Below are 15871 nucleotides of genomic sequence, written 5' to 3'. Positions count from 1 at the left end.
ACGCGCGGTCCGGCCGGGCTCCCCCTCTGCGGAGCCCGGCCCTTCGAGCTTCAAGGCGCGAGGAAGGCGTCCGCGGCCGCCCGCATCAGCGGATCGCGGGAGCCCGCGGGCGCGCTCGCCAGGTGCCCCTCGTTCACCGTCCACACGATGGCGCCGCCCAGCCCCTGGGAGCGCGCGTACGTGCCCTTGGCGAGGATGGAGCGCGGGTCCTCGTAGGAGATGAAGTTGCAGCCCTGCGGCCCCGCCCCGCTGCTCGAGGTGAGGTAGGCCTGCTGCGCCGCCTCGTCCCACGCGGCCGTGGCCCTGGGCGCGTAGAGCGAGACGATGTTCGCGTAGCTCATGGCGTTGTCGCTCTCCAGCAGCGCGACGGAGGCCGTGACGGGCACGCGCGGCGCGCTCACCCCGCGCCAGCACGAGCCGTAGAAGCCCAGGCCCAGCCCCAGCTTCGCCGCGGGCACGCCGGCCGCGAGGTAGGCGCGCACGGTGGAGTCGATGGAGCTGGGGTGCGTGGCGCTCTCGCCGTACAGCGCGGCGAAGTGCCAGCTGTCCCAGCCCGTCCAGTCCGCCGCCATGTCGTAGGACATGAGGTTGAGCTGATCCAGCTGCGCGGCGAGCTGCGCGTAGTAGCTGCCCACGTCGCCGGGGAAGTTCGCGTTCACCCAGCCCGCGGGCAGCGTGAGCAGGATGCCGGGCCGGGCCGCGCGCAGCGCCTGCACCAGCGCGAGCAGCGGGGCCTGGTCCGCATCGAGGATGGGCTCCCAGTCCAGGTCCAGCCCGTCGTAGCCGAGGCTGTCCATCGCCGAGAGCAGGCTGCTCACGAAGCGCGCGCGGTTCGCCGAGGAGGCGGCGGCCGCGAAGGTGTCGTGCTCACCCGCGCCGCCCACCATCAGCAGCGCCTTCTTGCCGGCCGCGTGCGCGCGGCTCGAGAGGGTGCGCGCCATGGCGGGGCCGTTCGTCGCGTCGATGTCGAAGGTGGTGTTCAAGGTGCCCGTGGCCAGCGGCGTCACCCGCCCCACGATGAGGTGGGTGAGCGTGCTGAGGTCCAGCTCGGCCTCCGGGTAGAGGCTGCGCTGGTAACCCACGTAGTAGGCCGACACCCAGCGGCCCGAAGCGGCAGGGGGCGGAGGAGGCGGAGGCAGCGGGGCCTGCGGCGTCACGGCGTTGCTCGCGCTCGAGGCCGCGCCCTCGCCTGCGTCGTTCACCGCCGAGACCCGGAAGGTGTAGGCGGTGCCGTTGCTCAGCCCCGGGACCGTGACGCTGGTGGCCGGCGCGGCGACCGAGCGCGCGGTGCACGCGGGCGTGCAGCGCACGGTGTAGCTGCGCAGCGCGGAGCTGCCCGTCTGCGACGGCGCCGTCCAGCGCACCGTGGCCTGGGCATCCCCCGCCGCGGCGCTCACCGCCGTGGGCGCCCCCGGCAGCCGGCTGCGCTTGGGCAGGCGCACGGGAGAGGAGAGGGCCGCGGGGCCCTCGCCGACCGTGTTCACCGCAGCCACCTCCAGCGTGTACTCCGTGTCCTCGCGCAGCCCCTGCAGCTGCAGCTCGTGCACCTGCGCGTCCACCTGCTGCTCCCCGCAGTCCGGGGTGCAGCGCAGGCTATAGCGCTGCACGGGGCCGGCGCCCGCGGACGCAGCCGGAGCGCTCCAGCTCGCGAGCAGCCCGTCGCCCGCCACCGCGGCCTGCACCCCCTGCGGCGCGCCCGGCGGCAGCGCCGGCGGCACCGCGGGCTCTCCCGGCGCGAGCGGCTCCGGCGTCGGCTGCTCGAGCGCCTCGTCCCCCGCGCCACACCCCGCCCCCGTCCACAGCACCAGCAGCACTGCCACGGCCCCCAGACTCCGCATCGGCTCGGACCTCCAGTGAGGGGGGCGTGCACGCGCGGTGCGAGGCGCCCCCGGGAAGGCCGCCCAGTTGGGTGCGCGCTCGCTGCGCGGCAAGGTGCACTCAGACCGGAGTCGTAGTCGCCGGGCAGCGGGGACGAAAGCGTGCGGCGTCGCGGCAAAAACGCGCTGCAGGTAGGAGTCGGCGAGTGGACGGGAGCGGCGCTCAGGAGGCCGCGCGGGTGCGCGCTGCGCGGCGCGCGAGCCGCTCGAGGCTCACGAGCCGTACGACCCGTGGCTCGGCCTCCACGGCGTAGCGGAAGCCGAGGCCCGCCACCTGCGCCTCCAGCAAGAGCCCCGCAGGGGGTGCGGCCGGCAGCGCCGCGGTGGCCACCTCCGCGATGCGCTGCAGCGCCCGCTGCAGGCCGCTGAACTCCTCGCCGGAGAGCGAGCCGATGTGGCGCCAGGCGGCGGGGGCGTAGTCGATGCTGTAGGGCTTCGCGGTTCGCATGGAGGGGCGCCGCACAGCAGACACCCGCGCCGCGCCCACGGCCAGCATCTCGTCAGGGGTGCGGCCTCGCGGGCCGCCCGGCGCTGAACGCTGGGCCGCGGCGGCGTCGCTCAGTGAGCAGAGCCACCGAGGCTGGCGATGCGCCCCAGCAGCCACTGCATCCCGGCGAGGTGCTGCTGGTCGTGGCTGCTCAGGAAGTGGATGAGCGACTGCACGGTGACCTCGCCGTAGCCGTCGAAGGAGCCGCGCCGCTGCAGCTGCGCGGTGGAGAGCCCCTGCAGCAGCGCCATCGTGTGCTCGCGGGCGCGAGCGAAGGCGGTGAGCGCCTGCGCGGGGTCGGCCTCCGCGTAGCGCTGCTGCACCGCGAGCGCCTCGGTATCGAGCGATGCGAGCACGGGCTCGCGCTCCTCGAGCAGGCGCCTGAAGCGCACGTGGTAGCCGAGCTGCTCGATGTCCCGCACGTGGCACAGCTGCCCGACCGGGTCGAGAGCCTCGCTCGGGATGCCCTCCCAGGACGCGGGCGTCCAGTGCCAGTGCTCGCGCGGCACCTCGTCGAAGAGCTGCCGGAGCTGGGAGGGGAACTGCTGCAGGGCGCTCAGGGTCGCGGACGTCACGGGGTCTCCTTCGATGAGGGCTCGCCCCACACCCTAGCGCGGGCCCCTAGCCCATGACCGCCCGTCGTACCGCAGGACGCTTCGTGCAGCGCAGCGTGTACTCGCTCAGCCGCGGGTAGCGCTCGAGCAGCCGCAGGGTGTGCGCGAGGTGGAGGATGGAGGAGAGGACGAGGTCCGCGGCGGTGAAGCCCTCCGTCGCCACGTACTCGCGGCCCTCGAGGTGCCGCTCGAGCGCGCCGAGCACCTCCCCGAGCCGCGCGGGCGGCGCGGGGCGCGGCGCCTCCGGCCGCATCGCATGGAGGCGCTGCTCGAGCACCAGCGGCTCGAGCGTCACCTCCGCGAAGAGCAGCCACTGCAGATAGGGCCCGCGCTGCGCGGACGTGGGGAGCGGCGCGAGGCCCTTCTCGGGGAAGCGGTCCGCGAGGTAGAGGCAGATGGCCGAGGACTCGAAGAGCGTGAGCGCTCCGTCCACCAGCACGGGCACCTCGCCGAGCGGGTGCAGCGCCCGCATCTCGGGCGACACGCCCTCGGGCTGGGACACCTCCACCCGCTGCAGCGCGTACGGCACCTCGAGCTCTTCGAGGAGCCAGCGGGGGCGGATGGCGCGGGTCCTGGGGGCGGCATAGAGCTTCATGGGCGTGCTCCGGGAAGAGGGATGCACGCAGGGTGCGGCGCCCCGCGCGAACGGACAATGCGGCGGCGCGCTGACGCTTTGTCAGGATAGGCTGGACAGCGATGGTGTCCCCGTCCGACATGCTCCTCTTCGCCTCCATCGTGCGCGAGGGCAGCTTCACCCGCGCCGCGCGCCGGCTCGGCATCACCAAGCAGAGCGCGAGCGAGCGGCTGGGCAAGCTGGAGGCGCAGCTCGGCGTGCGGCTGCTGGAGCGCACCACGCGGCAGCTGCGGGTCACCGGCCCGGGGGCCACCTACTACGAGCGCTGCGCGGCCATCGCTGCGCAGATCGACGAGGCGAACGCCGAGGTGCAGCAGCAGCTCGCGCAGGCCATGGGCCTCCTGCGCGTCTCCTCGCCCTCGCTCTTCGGCCGCCGCTACCTCGGGCCCGTGGTCTCGGAGTTCCTCGCCCGCCACCCGAAGCTGCAGGTGGAGCTGGTGCTCGCCGACCGTCCCGTGCACGTGCTCGAGGAGGGCCTGGACGTGGCCATCCACGCGGGGCCGCTGGACGACTCGTCGCTCGTGGCGCGCCGCCTGGGCGAGGGCGCGGTGTACTACGTGGCGAGCCCCCGCTACCTCGCGCGCCACGGCACGCCGGAGCCGCGGGCGCTGGGCGCCGCGCGCTGCATCGCGCTGAGCGCCTTCGAGACCTGGAGCGTCGGAGGCGTGAAGGCGCGCATCGAGCCAGTGCTCACGGTGAACGACCTGGAGGTGGCCTGCGACGCGGCCCTCGCCGGCGTGGGCATCGCGCGCGTGCCGGGCATCCTCTGCCACGAGGCCGTGCGCGACGGCCGCTTGAAGGTGCTCTTCGGCCCCCGCCCCGCACTGGTGCGCACCTTCCACGCCGTCTACCCGAGCCGCGCGAGCCTCCCGCCCAAGGTGCGGCTCTTCGTCGAATTGCTCGCCGAGCGTCTCCCGCCGATGCTCGCGCTGCCCGGCTCTCCGAGGCGCCGGCGCGCGCGCGCTGCGCGGTGAGCGCCCCGTATGCCCTCGTGGTGAAGCCTGGGCGGAGGCGCGCGCGTCACCCACACGCGCACCTGCTCACGGCCGTGCGCCAGGGGAAGCCCTGCGCCTCGGGATTGACGGGCTCTGGAGCACCCCGGTATCTGGCAGCCACCCAACAGCGCAGGGCCCGCGGCCCGCGCACTCCGGGAGGGGACATGCAGGTGGACTCGAAGTGGCTGTGCACCGCTGCGGCGCTCGCGCTCGCGGCCTCTGCTCCGAAGGCGCACGCCCAGACCGCAGCGCCCGCCCCCGCGGCCTCCGAGCCCTCCGAGCCGGCCGTCGCAGCGCCGGCGCCTCCTTCGCGCAGCGTCGCCTTCCTGGTCCGCATGGACCTCGCGTTCGGGGGCAAGGAGCTCGCGCGCGTGCAGTGGAGCGACGGCAGCGAGGGCAAGCTGAAGGCCGGTCAGCTCATGACCTTCGCGGCAGGCGTGCTGTACCGCCCGGAGCTGCCCTTCGCGGTGGAGGGCACGCTCGGCTACAAGTTCGACCAGGTCAACGGCTCGAACGGCTCCATCAAGTTCACGCGCCTGCCGGTCGACGTGGTGGTCTCGTACGCGAACCGCGGCCACCGGCTCGGAGCGGGCCTCACCGCGCACCTCTCGCCGAAGTTCTCCTGCGCGGTGGACGGGCTCTGCGACACGTCCACCCGGTACGGGACCGCGTTCGGCGCGCTGGCCCAGTACGCGTACGGCTTCCGCATCGGGAACAACGGCGGCTTCGAGCTCGGCGCCCGGTACACGCGGGTCAAGTACTCGGGGAGCGGCCTCGAGACGATCGACGGCAGCGGCTTCGGCCTCCTCGCGGGAGCCTGGTTCTAGGCGCAGGCCCCGCGAGCCCGGGCGCGCGTCAGAACCGCGCGCGGTAGCCCACCGAGGCCGAGGCCACCCAGCCGTCCTGCGGCACCGTCAGCGCGGACGTGCGCCAGCGCAGCAGCTCCGCGCCGAGCAGCAGCGGCCCCACGCCTGCCTCCAGGTTCGCGCCGAACGCACCCTTCGCGCCATCCAGCAGCGGGAGCCAGCGGCCGCTCAGCACCAGGCGCCGCCGCGGGCCGTCCGCCAGCGCGAAGGCCACCTGCGGCCCCGCGAGCAGCGCGCTGTCCGAGGACGAGAGACCGAGCGCCGGGTTCGTCACCGTCGTGCGCTGCCACTCGCCAGACACGCCGAGGCCCACCGAGCCCAGCCAGTAGCGCGCGCCGGGCACCACGCGGAAGCGCTCCTCGCGCGCGCTGCGTGCGAGGCTCCGCAGGTACTGCCCCTGTGCCTGCAGCTCCAGCCCGGAGGCAAGCCCGCCCTCGAGCGGCGCCGAGCCGAAGAGGCCGAGCCGCACGCCCAACGTTCCGCCCGCGAGGTACGCGCGCTCGGGGGCGGAGGGCGAAGCCGAGGACAGCCCGCCGCTCGCCGCGAGCGAGAGCTCGCCGCGCGGGCGCACGTGCGGGTCCTCGGCGGCGTCGAGCGTCTCGGCGAGCTCCTGCTCCGCCGTGGTCTTGCGCTGCTCCTCCTGCTCGGTGAGCTGCTGCAGGCGCGCCTCGCTCGCGGCCTGCGTCTCGCGCTCCTCGCGCGCGATGGCCGAGAGCCGCGCCGCGCGCGCCTGCGCCTCGCGCTGCTCCTGCAGGGACTGCGACTTCCCCTGGCGCGCGCGCTGCTCCGCGGCCTGCAGCGACGCGCGCTCGGCGCGAAGGGCCTCGAGCCGCGCCTGCTGCTGCGCCTTCAGCTCTGCGACGGCGCGCTCGTGCGCCTGCTGCTTTGCTTCAGCCGCCTCTTCGAGGTCCTTTGCGCGCTGGCGGGCCTCGTCGCGCTTCGACTCCTCGGCCCGCGCCCTGGCCTCGAGCTTCTCGCGTCGCTCGCGCTCCTCCCGCTCCTCGCGCGCCTTCGCGAGCCGCGCCTCGGATTGCTCGCGCTCTTGCGCTGCCCGCTTGCGCTCCGCCTCCAGGCGCGCGAGCTCCTCGCGGCGCTCCGCTGCGGCCTCGGCGCGGGCTTGCTGCTCGGCCTGTTCGCGCTGCAGCCGCGCGCGGCGGCGCTCCGCCTCCTCGCGCGCGAGCGCCTCGTCTTCGCTGCGGCGCGCCTCCTGCGCGCGGGCGTCGGCGGTGGCACGCGACTCCGTATGCGCGGAGGAAGAAGCCTGCGGCGTGCTCACCGCAGGCACTGCAGCCGCCTGCGCCGTCCCCGACGCCTTGATGACGGCCGGCGCCGCGGCCGCAGCGCTCGTGCCGAGCGACACGGCCACTGCCGGTGCCGGGCTGCTGGAGGCCGGAGCAGTGCTCGTGGACGGCGAGCTCCTCGGGACCGAGGCAGTCGCCGTCGGCACGTTCGTGCTGCTGCTTGCCACAGCAGCCGTCGGGGTCGCGCTCCCGGTGCTCGTGCTGGCGACAGCGGCGACCGCCGCGGCAGGTGCCGCCTCGCCGCCCGCCTTCACCACCGTCGCAGCCGCCGTGCTGCCCGCTGCGCTGACGGTCGACACCGCAGCCGTGGCGCGCGTCGGGACGGCTGCCATCGCCGCTGCCGGAGCCGCTGCGCGGGTGGACACCCCTCGCTGCGCCGGAGGAGCGCTGGGCTGCGGCGACACCGGGGCACTCGCAGTGGAAGCAGCGCTGGGCTGCGAGACGACGGGCGCGCCCGCAGTGGCCGAGCCGCTCGCTGCGGCGGGCGTGGCGGACGGAGCAGACGTCGCCGAGGTCGGAGCGGACACAACCTGCGGCTGGGACACGGGGGCTGCGGCGCCCGCAGCTCCCGCTGCAGCGACCGCGTTGCCCCCTTGCGCCTTCTGCGCACAGCGCGTGAGGGCGGCCTGCACCCACGCGCTCCACCGGGTGTGCTCTGCGTGGACCTGGCGGTGCGAGGCCGCCTGCGCGCGGCGCTTGCTCGCCTGCGCGGCCGCGAGGTCCACGTTCGTGACGGCGCAGTAGGCAGGGGCCTCGGCGAGCGCGGCCGGGAGCTGTGCAGCGAAGTGCTCGTCACCCAGGACGCGCGCGAGGTCCTGGCGGAGCGCGTCCTCGGCGTGCTCGGAGGCGTGGGCGTTCAGCGCAGTCGCGTGGGTATTGCAGCGCTGCAGCGCGCCGTCACACAGCTCGCCCGGGATGCGGCAGGCATTCGCCGCCTCGGTCAGGGCCTTCGCGTACAGCTCGTCGGCCTGTGCGGCCTGCAGCAGGGGCTGCGGGTCCCGGGGCGCAGGGGGAGCGCACTCGTCGGCACGCGCAGCGAGCGAGACGAGCGCCGCGACGAGGCCCGTCACGGCGCGGGGGGCGGGGAATCGGAGGGGCTTCACGGGCAGAACCATAGCGCCGCCCACGCCGGGGCCGAATGTAGGTGCGCCCCGGCCCCGCACCTCCATGCCCGCCGGCTCAGCGCGCCTGCGTCATCACCCCGCCCTTCTCCAGCACGTCGAAGAGGTCCATCAGCGCCGGGACGGGGAAGGCGTAGCCGTACTCGGCGTAGAGGGCGTCGCGGATGTCGGCCACGGAGCGCTTGCCGTCCGCGTAGCTCGCGATGGCCTCGTGCACCTCGAAGAAGCGCAGCTCGCCCTCGCCGCGCGCGCGCAGCGCCGCGATCGCCGCGTCGATCGCGGCGTTCACCGCGGCCACCCGGGGCGCCTCCTCCTTCGGCAGCTTCTCGGTGACCTCGGCGAAGGCGGCCTCCTCCTTGCCCTTCACGCGCCGCGGGATGCGCCGCTGCGCCTGGCGCTCGAGCTCCGTGGGGCGCGGCTCCTTCACCTTCGGGTCGCGCCCGCGCGCATCGCTCTGCAGCCGCTCCAGCGCCTGCGCCTCGGCCGTGCCCAGCGCCTTCACCATCGCCTGCACGGGGGCCTCGGGCGCGCCCAGCGGGATGCAGGACAGCAGCGCCTGGCGCTCGCGCTGGTGGGCGGCGCGCACGTCGGCGCGGGTGAGGCGGTACACCTCGGGCAGCGAGGCGAGCGGCGCGGCGGCGAGCGCCTGGCGCGCCTCGAACTCGTCCTGGGCGAGGCGCTTCACCGCGTACAGGGAGACGAGCCGCGCCACCTGCAGCGCGCCCTCCCCTTCCGCCCAGGCGGCCACCGTGACCGAGGCGAGCCCGTGGACGGCGGCGCGGTGCAGCTGCGTGGGGTCCACGTTCTCCGGCCGGTCGCCGCTGGTGTGGTAGCCGTCGTCCGGCCAGGTGGTGAAGGACACGGCGGGGATGCCGTGGTCGTTGAAGAGCTGGTGGTCGGAGCCGCGCGTGTAGCGCTCCATGACGCCATCCAGCGGGTCGCGCGAGCCCGTCACGGAGATGATGTGCAGGTCCTTGCGCGCGGGGTAGGCCACGGCGTTGAAGCGGTTCATGAAGTCCAGCGTCGACTCGGCGACGGCGTTCACGAAGCTCGCGTTCCAGTCCGGCGCGTACGAGACCACGTAGCGCGAGTGCATGCGGCTGAGGCTCGCGCCGAGCATGTCGAAGTTGAAGTTGGCCACGCGCTTCACCGGGTCCGCGGCGTGGTGCGCGAGCCAGCTGCGCGTCCCCACGAGCTCCGGCACCCACAGCACCCGCAGCGTTCGCGCGGGCGGCGGCACCACGCCGCGGCGGATGAGCTCCGTCCAGGTGCGCACCAGCTCGAGCTGCGTCGCCGAGCCCGACGCATTGTCGTCCGCGCCCGGCTTGTAGTGGTCCAGGTGCGCGGTGAGCACCACCTCCTCGTTCGCGCGCGAGCTGCCCGGGATGACGCCGCTGACGATGTCGAAGTGCCCCCGGTACATCTCCGCCTGCACGCTCACGTCCACCTTCACCGGGCCGGCCTTCAGCTGCGTGCGCAGCTCGCGCGCCCGGCGGTCGGAGAGCATGAAGAGGAAGGGCCGGCGCATGCCCTCGGGGAACATGGCGTCCGGCACCGCGGCCCAGCCGATCTCGTCCGGGAAGTCGCCGTCCAGGCGGTTGCGCAGGTTCCACGGCGGCGTGGAGTAGGCGCTCACCACGCCCACTGCGCCGCGCTCCTTCACCGCCTTCGTCAGCACCGGGTACGGGATGCCCGAGGTGAAGGCCACCTTGCCTTTCAGCTCCTTGCCCGCGTAGTCCGCGTCCGAGCTGCCCTCGCCCACGTCCACCAGCTCGAGGCCCTGGCCCTCGAAGGCGCCGCTGCCCATCCCGAGGCTCATCGGCTGGTCCGCGTAGCTCGTCACCTTGAAGCGCTGCGGCGCGCTCAGCCACAGCTCGCCGCGGGTGGCGCGCCACTGCGGCCCGTCCTCCAGGGCCTCCAGGTGCACGTCCTTCAGCCCCGCGGCCTCCGCCGCGCCCTTCATCCAGTCGGCCGCCCGCGCGTAGTCACCCTGGGCGTCGCGCGCCTGCGAGGCGAGCCGCGCCACGCTGTCGTGGATGCGGTCCCCCGAGCTCTCCTGGATGTACGCGCGCACGACGTCATCGCGCAGCACCAGGCCGGTCTCGGGCGAGATGGGACCCAGGGGCGAGGGCGCAGCAGCGGCGGCGGGGAGGGCGAGGAGGACGAGCGGCAGCAGCAGGCGGGTTCTCAGGGCAGCACCTCGGGGAGAGGGAGGCATTCTGCCCTCCACCCGACGGGCGAGGCGAATGTTCCACCCGCCGCTGGGCGGTCGGGGAGCGGTGCGCAGCGCCGCCTCCGCCGCGAGCGGTCGACCTCTGCCCTGCGACCCGGGCGCGATGGAAACACCCCGCGCACCCTCCCAGCTTCCGGAGTCGACCCCAGAGGAGGTCCGCATGATCCGCACACTCCGCAGCACACTCTTGACCGGCGCACTCTGCCTGCCCGCCGCGCTCGTCTTCGCGCAGGCCACCCCCACTTCCCACGAGGGCCACGCGGCCGCGAAGCACATGGGCGCGGGCCAGGACGTGGTCGTCACCGCGAACGACCTGAAGTGGGGAGACGGGCCGCCGTCGCTACCGCCGGGTGCCAAGGTGGCGGTGCTCGAGGGAGACCCCGGCAAGCCCGGCCCCTTCGCGATGCGCATCAAGTTCCCGGCGAACTACCGCATCGGGCCGCACCACCACTCGCAGGACGAGCGCCTCACGGTGCTGTCGGGCAACGCGAGCATCGGCATGGGCGCGAAGTTCGACGCGTCGAAGATGACCGCGCTGAGTGCGGGCGGCTACTTCTCCATGCCCAAGGGCCACAAGCACTTCCTCACCACGTCCGAGGAGACGGTGCTGCAGCTCAACTCCAACGGCCCCTTCGACATCGTCTACGTGGACAAGGCGGATGACCCGCGCACGGGCAAGGCCACGGCGAAGAAGGCGCAGTGATGCGGTCGGGGCGGGGGCTGCGTCAGTCCAGTGCGGCGGAGATGTCCGGGCGCACCTGCCGCAGCGCCGCGAGCTGGCGCCTGCGCACCGCCGCCGCCCCGGCCTGCAGCGCGGCGGCGAGCAGCCCCAGCGCGAGGCAGCCCGCCCAGAGTGCGCTCGCCGGAGCGTGCCCCAGCACCCAGCCGCCCAGCAGCGGCCCGAGGAAGGCCGCGAGCCCCCAGAGCATGAAGTACGCGCCCTGGTAGGTCCCGCGCACCGCCGGCGGCGCGAGGTCCGCGACGACGCTGGAGGCCACGGGCGCGTGCATGATCTCACCCGCGGTCCACACCGCCACCGCGAGCACCGCGAGCGCCACGCCTCCCGAGAGCCCGTGCAGGCCGAAGCCCGCCCCCGTCAGCACGCAGGCGCCCGCGAGCACGGCGCCTCGCGGCAGGCGCTCCACCCAGCGCCCCGCGAAGGGCTGCAGCAGCACGATCAGGGCGCCGTTGGTGCCCAGCACCAGGCCCCACGCGGTGTCGCTCATCCCGCGCGCCTCGAGCGTGAGGGGCAGCGCGACCATGTGCTGGAAGAAGACGATGACCAGCAGGAAGACGGGCAGCGCGAAGGCGAGGAAGGCCCGGTCCCGGAAGGGCGCCAGGGTGAGCAGCACGCTGCGCAGGCCGCCGCGCGCCGCCGCTGCCGCCTGCCGGGGCCGCGTCTCGGGCAGGAGGCGCCACACCACGGCGGCGTACAGCAGCGTGGTGGTGGCGTCCGCGAAGAAGAGCACCGAGAAGCCCGCGCGCGAGAGCAGGCCCGCGGTGGGCAGCGCCACGGCGAAGCCGAGGTTCACGACCCAGTAGAAGAGCGTGAACGCCTGCGCGCGCCTGTCCGCAGGCACCACGTCCGCGATGGCCGCGGAGACCGCGGGCCGGTACATGTCCCCGAGCAGGCCGAGCGAGAAGGCCGCGAGCGCGATGAGCGCGGGCTGGCGCGCGAGGGCGAGCAGCACCATGGAGCCCGCGCCACAGCACAGCGCCCCGATGAGCGTCGGGCGCCGGCCGATGCGGTCCGCGAGCGCGCCGCCCAGGTACGCGGCGAGCAGCCCTCCCAGCCCGTGCAGGCTCGCCACCAGCCCGACGGCGGCCGCGCCCATCCCTCGCTCGCGCGTGAGGTACAGGGCGATGAACGGCACCGCGAAGGAGCCGAGCCGGTTGATGAAGGTCCCCCACCACAGCACCCAGTACAGGCGCGGCAGGCCGCCTGCGTGCGCGTGGAAGGTGGCGCGGAGCCGGGAGGGCGCGGGGGCCATGGCGCTCAGCGAACGAAGGGGCGCTCGAAGAGGCGCGTCGGCGCGCCGCCGAGCGTGGCCGCCGCGTAGGCGCGGAAGCCGAGCTTCTCCGCCACCCGCACGGAGGCGAGGTTCCCGGGGTCGATGATGCACACCGACCGCGCGACCTCGAAGTGCGCGTCACCCCACGCGAGCGCCGCGGAGAGCGCCTCCGTCGCGTAGCCCCGGCCGTGCGCCGAGGGCACCAGCGCCCAGCCCATCTCCGGGGTGCCCGCCCCCAGCGGCGGGGTGAGCTCGCGCTGGAAGTCCGCGAAGCCGAGCTCCCCGACGAAGCGCCCCGTCTCCCGCTCCTCCACCGCCCAGAAGCCGTAGCCCTGCAGCTCCCAGTGGCCCACGTAGCGCAGCAGCCGGAACCACGTCTCCTGCTTCGTGAAGGGCCGGCCGCCGATGTGGCGGACGACGTCCGGGGAGGCCCACATGGCGCTGGCGGGCTCGAAGTCCTCGAGCTGGTGGCGGCGGAGGACGAGGCGCTCGGTGGTCAGGACGGGGACGTTCACCCTTCCGTCGTAGCACCGTCCGGCAGCGCTGCGCAGCCGGCGCGGTGCCGGGCGAGGCCGCTGCGGGGCTTCAGTGCCCCGCGCCCACGTCCGCGGCCTCGCGCCGCAGCAGCTCCGCGATGGGCACGCCCGCGACCTTGCCGGAGAAGAGGCTGCCGGTGCGCCGCGCCCGCAGGCGCGCCTGGTCCAGGCGGTAGACCTCGGCCGGCAGCGGCACGTAGCCCCCCTTGCGCGTCACCCGCTCCGCGCTGTCCACGTAGAAGCGCACGAAGCTCGCCACGCCCTCGCGCTCCAGCGCGCGCGCCGAGACGTAGAGCATCACCGGCCGCGTGAAGGGTTGGTACTTGCCGCTGCGCACGGTGTCCTCGCCCGGCAGGATGGGCCCTGCGCCCGTGCGCGCGTCCTCGTCGTCCACGCCGACCACGCGCAGCGCGTCCTGCTTCGACTCCAGGTACGAGGTGCTGAGGAAGCCGAGCGCGCCAGGCTGCGCGGCCACCGCGCGCACCATGTCCTCACCGCTCTCCACCTCGCGCACGTCCGGCCGCAGCTTGTGGTTGCCCGCCGTCAGCCCCAGCGCCTCCGCGAAGAAGTCCCGGGTGCCCGAGCCCACGCCGGGCGCCACCAGCTTCACCGGCACGTCCGGCCAGCCCTTGCGCAGCTGGCTCCAGCGCGTCACGCGCTTCTTCGCGTCCGGAGTCCAGAGGCGGCGCAGCTCCGTCACCGTGATGGACGAGAGCCAGGAGGCGTCGCGGTGCGCCACCACCGCCACGCCGTCGAGCGCGACCGGCAGCTCCACGAAGGCCTGCCCCGCGCCGGTGCACGCGCGCACCTCCGCGTCCTCGATGGGGCGGCTCGCCGCCATCACGTCCACCTCGCCCGCGCACAGCTGCTTGAAGCCGCGGCCCGTGCTCGTGGCCTGCAGCACCTTGAGGTGCAGGCTGCGCGCCTGGGACTCGAAGCCCGCCTCCATGATGCGCGTCACCGGCAGCATGCTGGAGGAGCCCCCCACCCGCACCTCGTTGGCCGCGGGGCCGACGGGGGCGACGGTGGCGGAGGGCGCTGGAGCGGCGGCAGCGACGGCGAGCGAGAGCAGCAGCGGAGGCAGCGTCGGCATGGCCTGGGTAGTGTGCCCTACTTGCGGGCCCGGTGCTCCATGGACCCCGGTCTGAGCGCTTCGACGCGCCGCGCCGCACTCAGCGGCAGTGCAGCACGCCACGACCGGCGCCCACTACGCAGCCCCCTGCCGCTGCCGGCGGTGCAGCAGGAGGAGGAAGAGCGGGCCTCCGAGGATCGCGGTGATGACGCCTACCGGCGGTTCCGTGCCGAAGAGCGGGAAGGCGAGCCGCGCGAGCAGGTCCGCCAGCGTGAGGAAGGCCGCGCCCCCCAGCGCCGAGAGCGGGATGAGCAGCCGCTGGTCCGGCCCGAACGCGAGCCGCAGCAGGTGCGGCACGATGAGCCCCACGAAGCCGATGAGCCCGGTGAGCGCCACCGCACCCGCCACGCTCGCGCTCGCCGCGACGAGCAGCCAGCGCCGCGTGGAGGCCACCGGCACGCCGAGCGCCGCGGCGTCGTCGTCTCCGAGGCTCAGGAGGTTGAGCCGCCCGGAGAGCGCGACCATCACCGCGAGCGTGCCCACCTGCAGCGCGGCCGCGAGCCCGAGCACCGCGGGGCGCTCGTAGCCGAGCGTGCCCGCGAGCCAGTACAGAATCTCCGCGAGCCGGTCCGGGTTGGTGAGCGTCTTCACCAGCGTGATGGCCGCGGACGCGAAGGAGTTGAACACCACGCCCGTGAGCAGCGCCGCGTAGGGCGCGCGCGAGCCGTGCGCGCGGCCTCCCGCGAGCACCACCGCCACCGCCGCCCCCGCCCCGAGGAACGCGAAGAGGCTGGGCGCGGACAGCTGCGCCACGCTCTCGTGCACGCCCGGCGCGAGCTCGCCCACCGTGCCCAGCCCCACCGCGAGCGCGAGCGTGGCCCCCAGCGCCGCGCCTCCCGAGACGCCCAGCACGAAGGGGTCCGCGAGCGGGTTCCGCAAGAGTCCCTGCAGCGTGGAGCCCGAGGCCGCGAGCCCTGCGCCTACCAGCGCTCCGAGGAGCGCGCGCGGCAGGCGCAGCGACCAGAAGATCGTCGCATCCGTGGAGGTGGGGTCGGAGAAGGCCGCGGTGAGCGAGATGGGCTGCTCGCCGAAGCGCGCAGCGACGAGGAAGGCTGCGACCGCGAGCAGCAGGAAGAGCCCGCACAGCGCGTAGAGGCGCGCGGTGGAGAAGTGACCGCGGGTGAGGTGCTGGGAACGCGTGGTGGTCATCTGCGAAAGGCTTCTTCCCTCACCCTAGCCCTCTCCCAGAGGGAGATGGGACACTCAGTTCTCGGGATGGAGCAACGCGTAGAGCTCTTCGAGGCCGCGGCCCAGGCTGGGCCCTGGCTGGAGGAGCGCACGCGTGGGCACCTGCGCCCAGCGCGCCTCGCGCAGCCCGGGGAGGTTTCGGAGCTTGTCCTTGCCCACGTCCACGTCCGCCGCGTCGATGACCACGTCCGGCTTCGCCACCACCGCGCGCTCGGGCGAGTACACCGGATAGGGCGTACCCGCGTCCGCCGCGATGTTCACCCCGCCTGCGTCGTGCAGCAGCTCGTCCGCGAAGGAGCCCGGCCCCGCCACCACCAGCGGCTCGAAGCCGTACACGAAGAGCACGCGCGGAGGCCGCTTCGACTTTGCCGCCGCGGCCCGCACGCGTGCGCGGGTGGCCTCGATGCGCGAGACCAGCGCCTGCGCCTCTGCACCGCGCCCGAGCGCGTCTCCCACAGCGCGCATCGCCGCGAGCGTGTCCTGCACCGTCTGCAGCGGCAGCACCAGCACGCGCAGGCCCAGCTGCGCCATCTTCTCCACCGGGCGCTGGTTGCCGGGCCCGGGGAACACCAGCACCAGGTCCGGCTTGAGCGCGAGCACCGCCTCCACCGACGGGTCCGTGAAGCCGCCCACCCGCGGCAGCTTCGCCACCTCGGGCTGCTGGTCGAAGCGCGACACACCCACCAGCCGCTCCCCTGCCCCGAGCGCGACCACCATCTCGGTGAGCGAGGGCGCGAGCGTCACCACCCGCCGCACGGGCGCCGCGCGCTGCGGCCCCAGGGAATAGGGCCCCGCGGGGCGCGCCGCGAGCGCGGGCGTGGAGGCGACGAGGAGCAGCAGGGCGAGCGCAGCGCGCATGGCGAATCCAGGGTGAC

At 74.6% G+C, this 15871-nt stretch carries 14 protein-coding genes; 3 read left to right on the top strand and 11 right to left on the bottom strand.

The window, feature by feature from the left end:
- Window positions 1–50: 50 nt before the first annotated feature.
- The 4 genes from FGE12_RS06040 to FGE12_RS06025 form a co-directional block, all read right to left on the bottom strand.
- Window positions 51–1838, bottom strand: coding sequence for a glycosyl hydrolase family 18 protein (locus tag FGE12_RS06040; RefSeq protein ID WP_153865336.1), 1788 nt, complete (start codon window positions 1836–1838; stop codon window positions 51–53).
- A 202-nt stretch (window positions 1839–2040) separates the two neighbouring features.
- Window positions 2041–2325, bottom strand: a complete 285-nt coding sequence (locus FGE12_RS06035) for a hypothetical protein (protein ID WP_153865335.1) — start codon at window positions 2323–2325, stop codon at window positions 2041–2043.
- A 110-nt stretch (window positions 2326–2435) separates the two neighbouring features.
- The gene (locus tag FGE12_RS06030; protein WP_194797625.1) at window positions 2436–2939 is read right to left on the bottom strand and encodes a DinB family protein; all 504 of its coding nucleotides are present in this window, start codon (window positions 2937–2939) and stop codon (window positions 2436–2438) included.
- 46 nt (window positions 2940–2985) lie between these two features.
- Window positions 2986–3573, bottom strand: a complete 588-nt coding sequence (locus tag FGE12_RS06025; protein ID WP_153865333.1) for a glutathione S-transferase family protein — start codon at window positions 3571–3573, stop codon at window positions 2986–2988.
- Between the two features lie 119 nt (window positions 3574–3692).
- On the opposite strand from FGE12_RS06025, the gene FGE12_RS06020 reads away from it, so the two are divergent.
- Both FGE12_RS06020 and FGE12_RS06015 read left to right on the top strand, forming a co-directional pair.
- Complete coding sequence (locus FGE12_RS06020) at window positions 3693–4586, top strand: LysR family transcriptional regulator (protein WP_255449842.1); 894 nt, start codon at window positions 3693–3695, stop codon at window positions 4584–4586.
- Between the two features lie 185 nt (window positions 4587–4771).
- Window positions 4772–5434: a hypothetical protein gene (locus FGE12_RS06015; RefSeq protein WP_153865330.1), complete on the top strand. Its 663-nt coding sequence runs from the start codon at window positions 4772–4774 to the stop codon at window positions 5432–5434.
- A 28-nt stretch (window positions 5435–5462) separates the two neighbouring features.
- Here FGE12_RS06015 and FGE12_RS06010 read toward each other — a convergent pair whose 3' ends face one another.
- Together FGE12_RS06010 and FGE12_RS30760 are read right to left on the bottom strand one after the other, a co-directional pair.
- Window positions 5463–7877: a hypothetical protein gene (locus FGE12_RS06010; protein ID WP_153865328.1), complete on the bottom strand. Its 2415-nt coding sequence runs from the start codon at window positions 7875–7877 to the stop codon at window positions 5463–5465.
- A 76-nt stretch (window positions 7878–7953) separates the two neighbouring features.
- A complete protein-coding gene (locus FGE12_RS30760; protein ID WP_153865326.1) occupies window positions 7954–10113 on the bottom strand; it encodes a M28 family peptidase in 2160 nt (719 codons plus the stop codon).
- A gap of 175 nt (window positions 10114–10288) precedes the next feature.
- Between FGE12_RS30760 and FGE12_RS06000 the strand changes: the two genes are divergently transcribed.
- Window positions 10289–10831, top strand: coding sequence for a cupin domain-containing protein (locus FGE12_RS06000; protein ID WP_194797624.1), 543 nt, complete (start codon window positions 10289–10291; stop codon window positions 10829–10831).
- A 22-nt stretch (window positions 10832–10853) separates the two neighbouring features.
- Here FGE12_RS06000 and FGE12_RS05995 read toward each other — a convergent pair whose 3' ends face one another.
- From FGE12_RS05995 to FGE12_RS05975, 5 genes are all read right to left on the bottom strand, one after another.
- A complete protein-coding gene (locus FGE12_RS05995) occupies window positions 10854–12119 on the bottom strand; it encodes an MFS transporter (protein ID WP_153865323.1) in 1266 nt (421 codons plus the stop codon).
- Window positions 12120–12124: 5 nt separating this feature from the next.
- Entirely contained in the window at window positions 12125–12655 is a 531-nt protein-coding gene (locus FGE12_RS05990) for a GNAT family N-acetyltransferase (RefSeq protein WP_194797623.1), read from the bottom strand.
- 70 nt (window positions 12656–12725) lie between these two features.
- Window positions 12726–13769, bottom strand: a complete 1044-nt coding sequence (locus FGE12_RS05985) for a substrate-binding domain-containing protein (RefSeq protein ID WP_153865319.1) — start codon at window positions 13767–13769, stop codon at window positions 12726–12728.
- 114 nt (window positions 13770–13883) lie between these two features.
- Entirely contained in the window at window positions 13884–14957 is a 1074-nt protein-coding gene (locus tag FGE12_RS05980; protein ID WP_153865318.1) for an iron ABC transporter permease, read from the bottom strand.
- A 54-nt stretch (window positions 14958–15011) separates the two neighbouring features.
- Entirely contained in the window at window positions 15012–15854 is an 843-nt protein-coding gene (locus FGE12_RS05975; RefSeq protein WP_153865316.1) for an ABC transporter substrate-binding protein, read from the bottom strand.
- Window positions 15855–15871: the final 17 nt, after the last annotated feature.

The organism is Aggregicoccus sp. 17bor-14, assembly GCF_009659535.1.
Lineage (GTDB): Bacteria > Myxococcota > Myxococcia > Myxococcales > Myxococcaceae > Aggregicoccus.
This window is presented reverse-complemented; position numbering and strand designations above follow the sequence as displayed.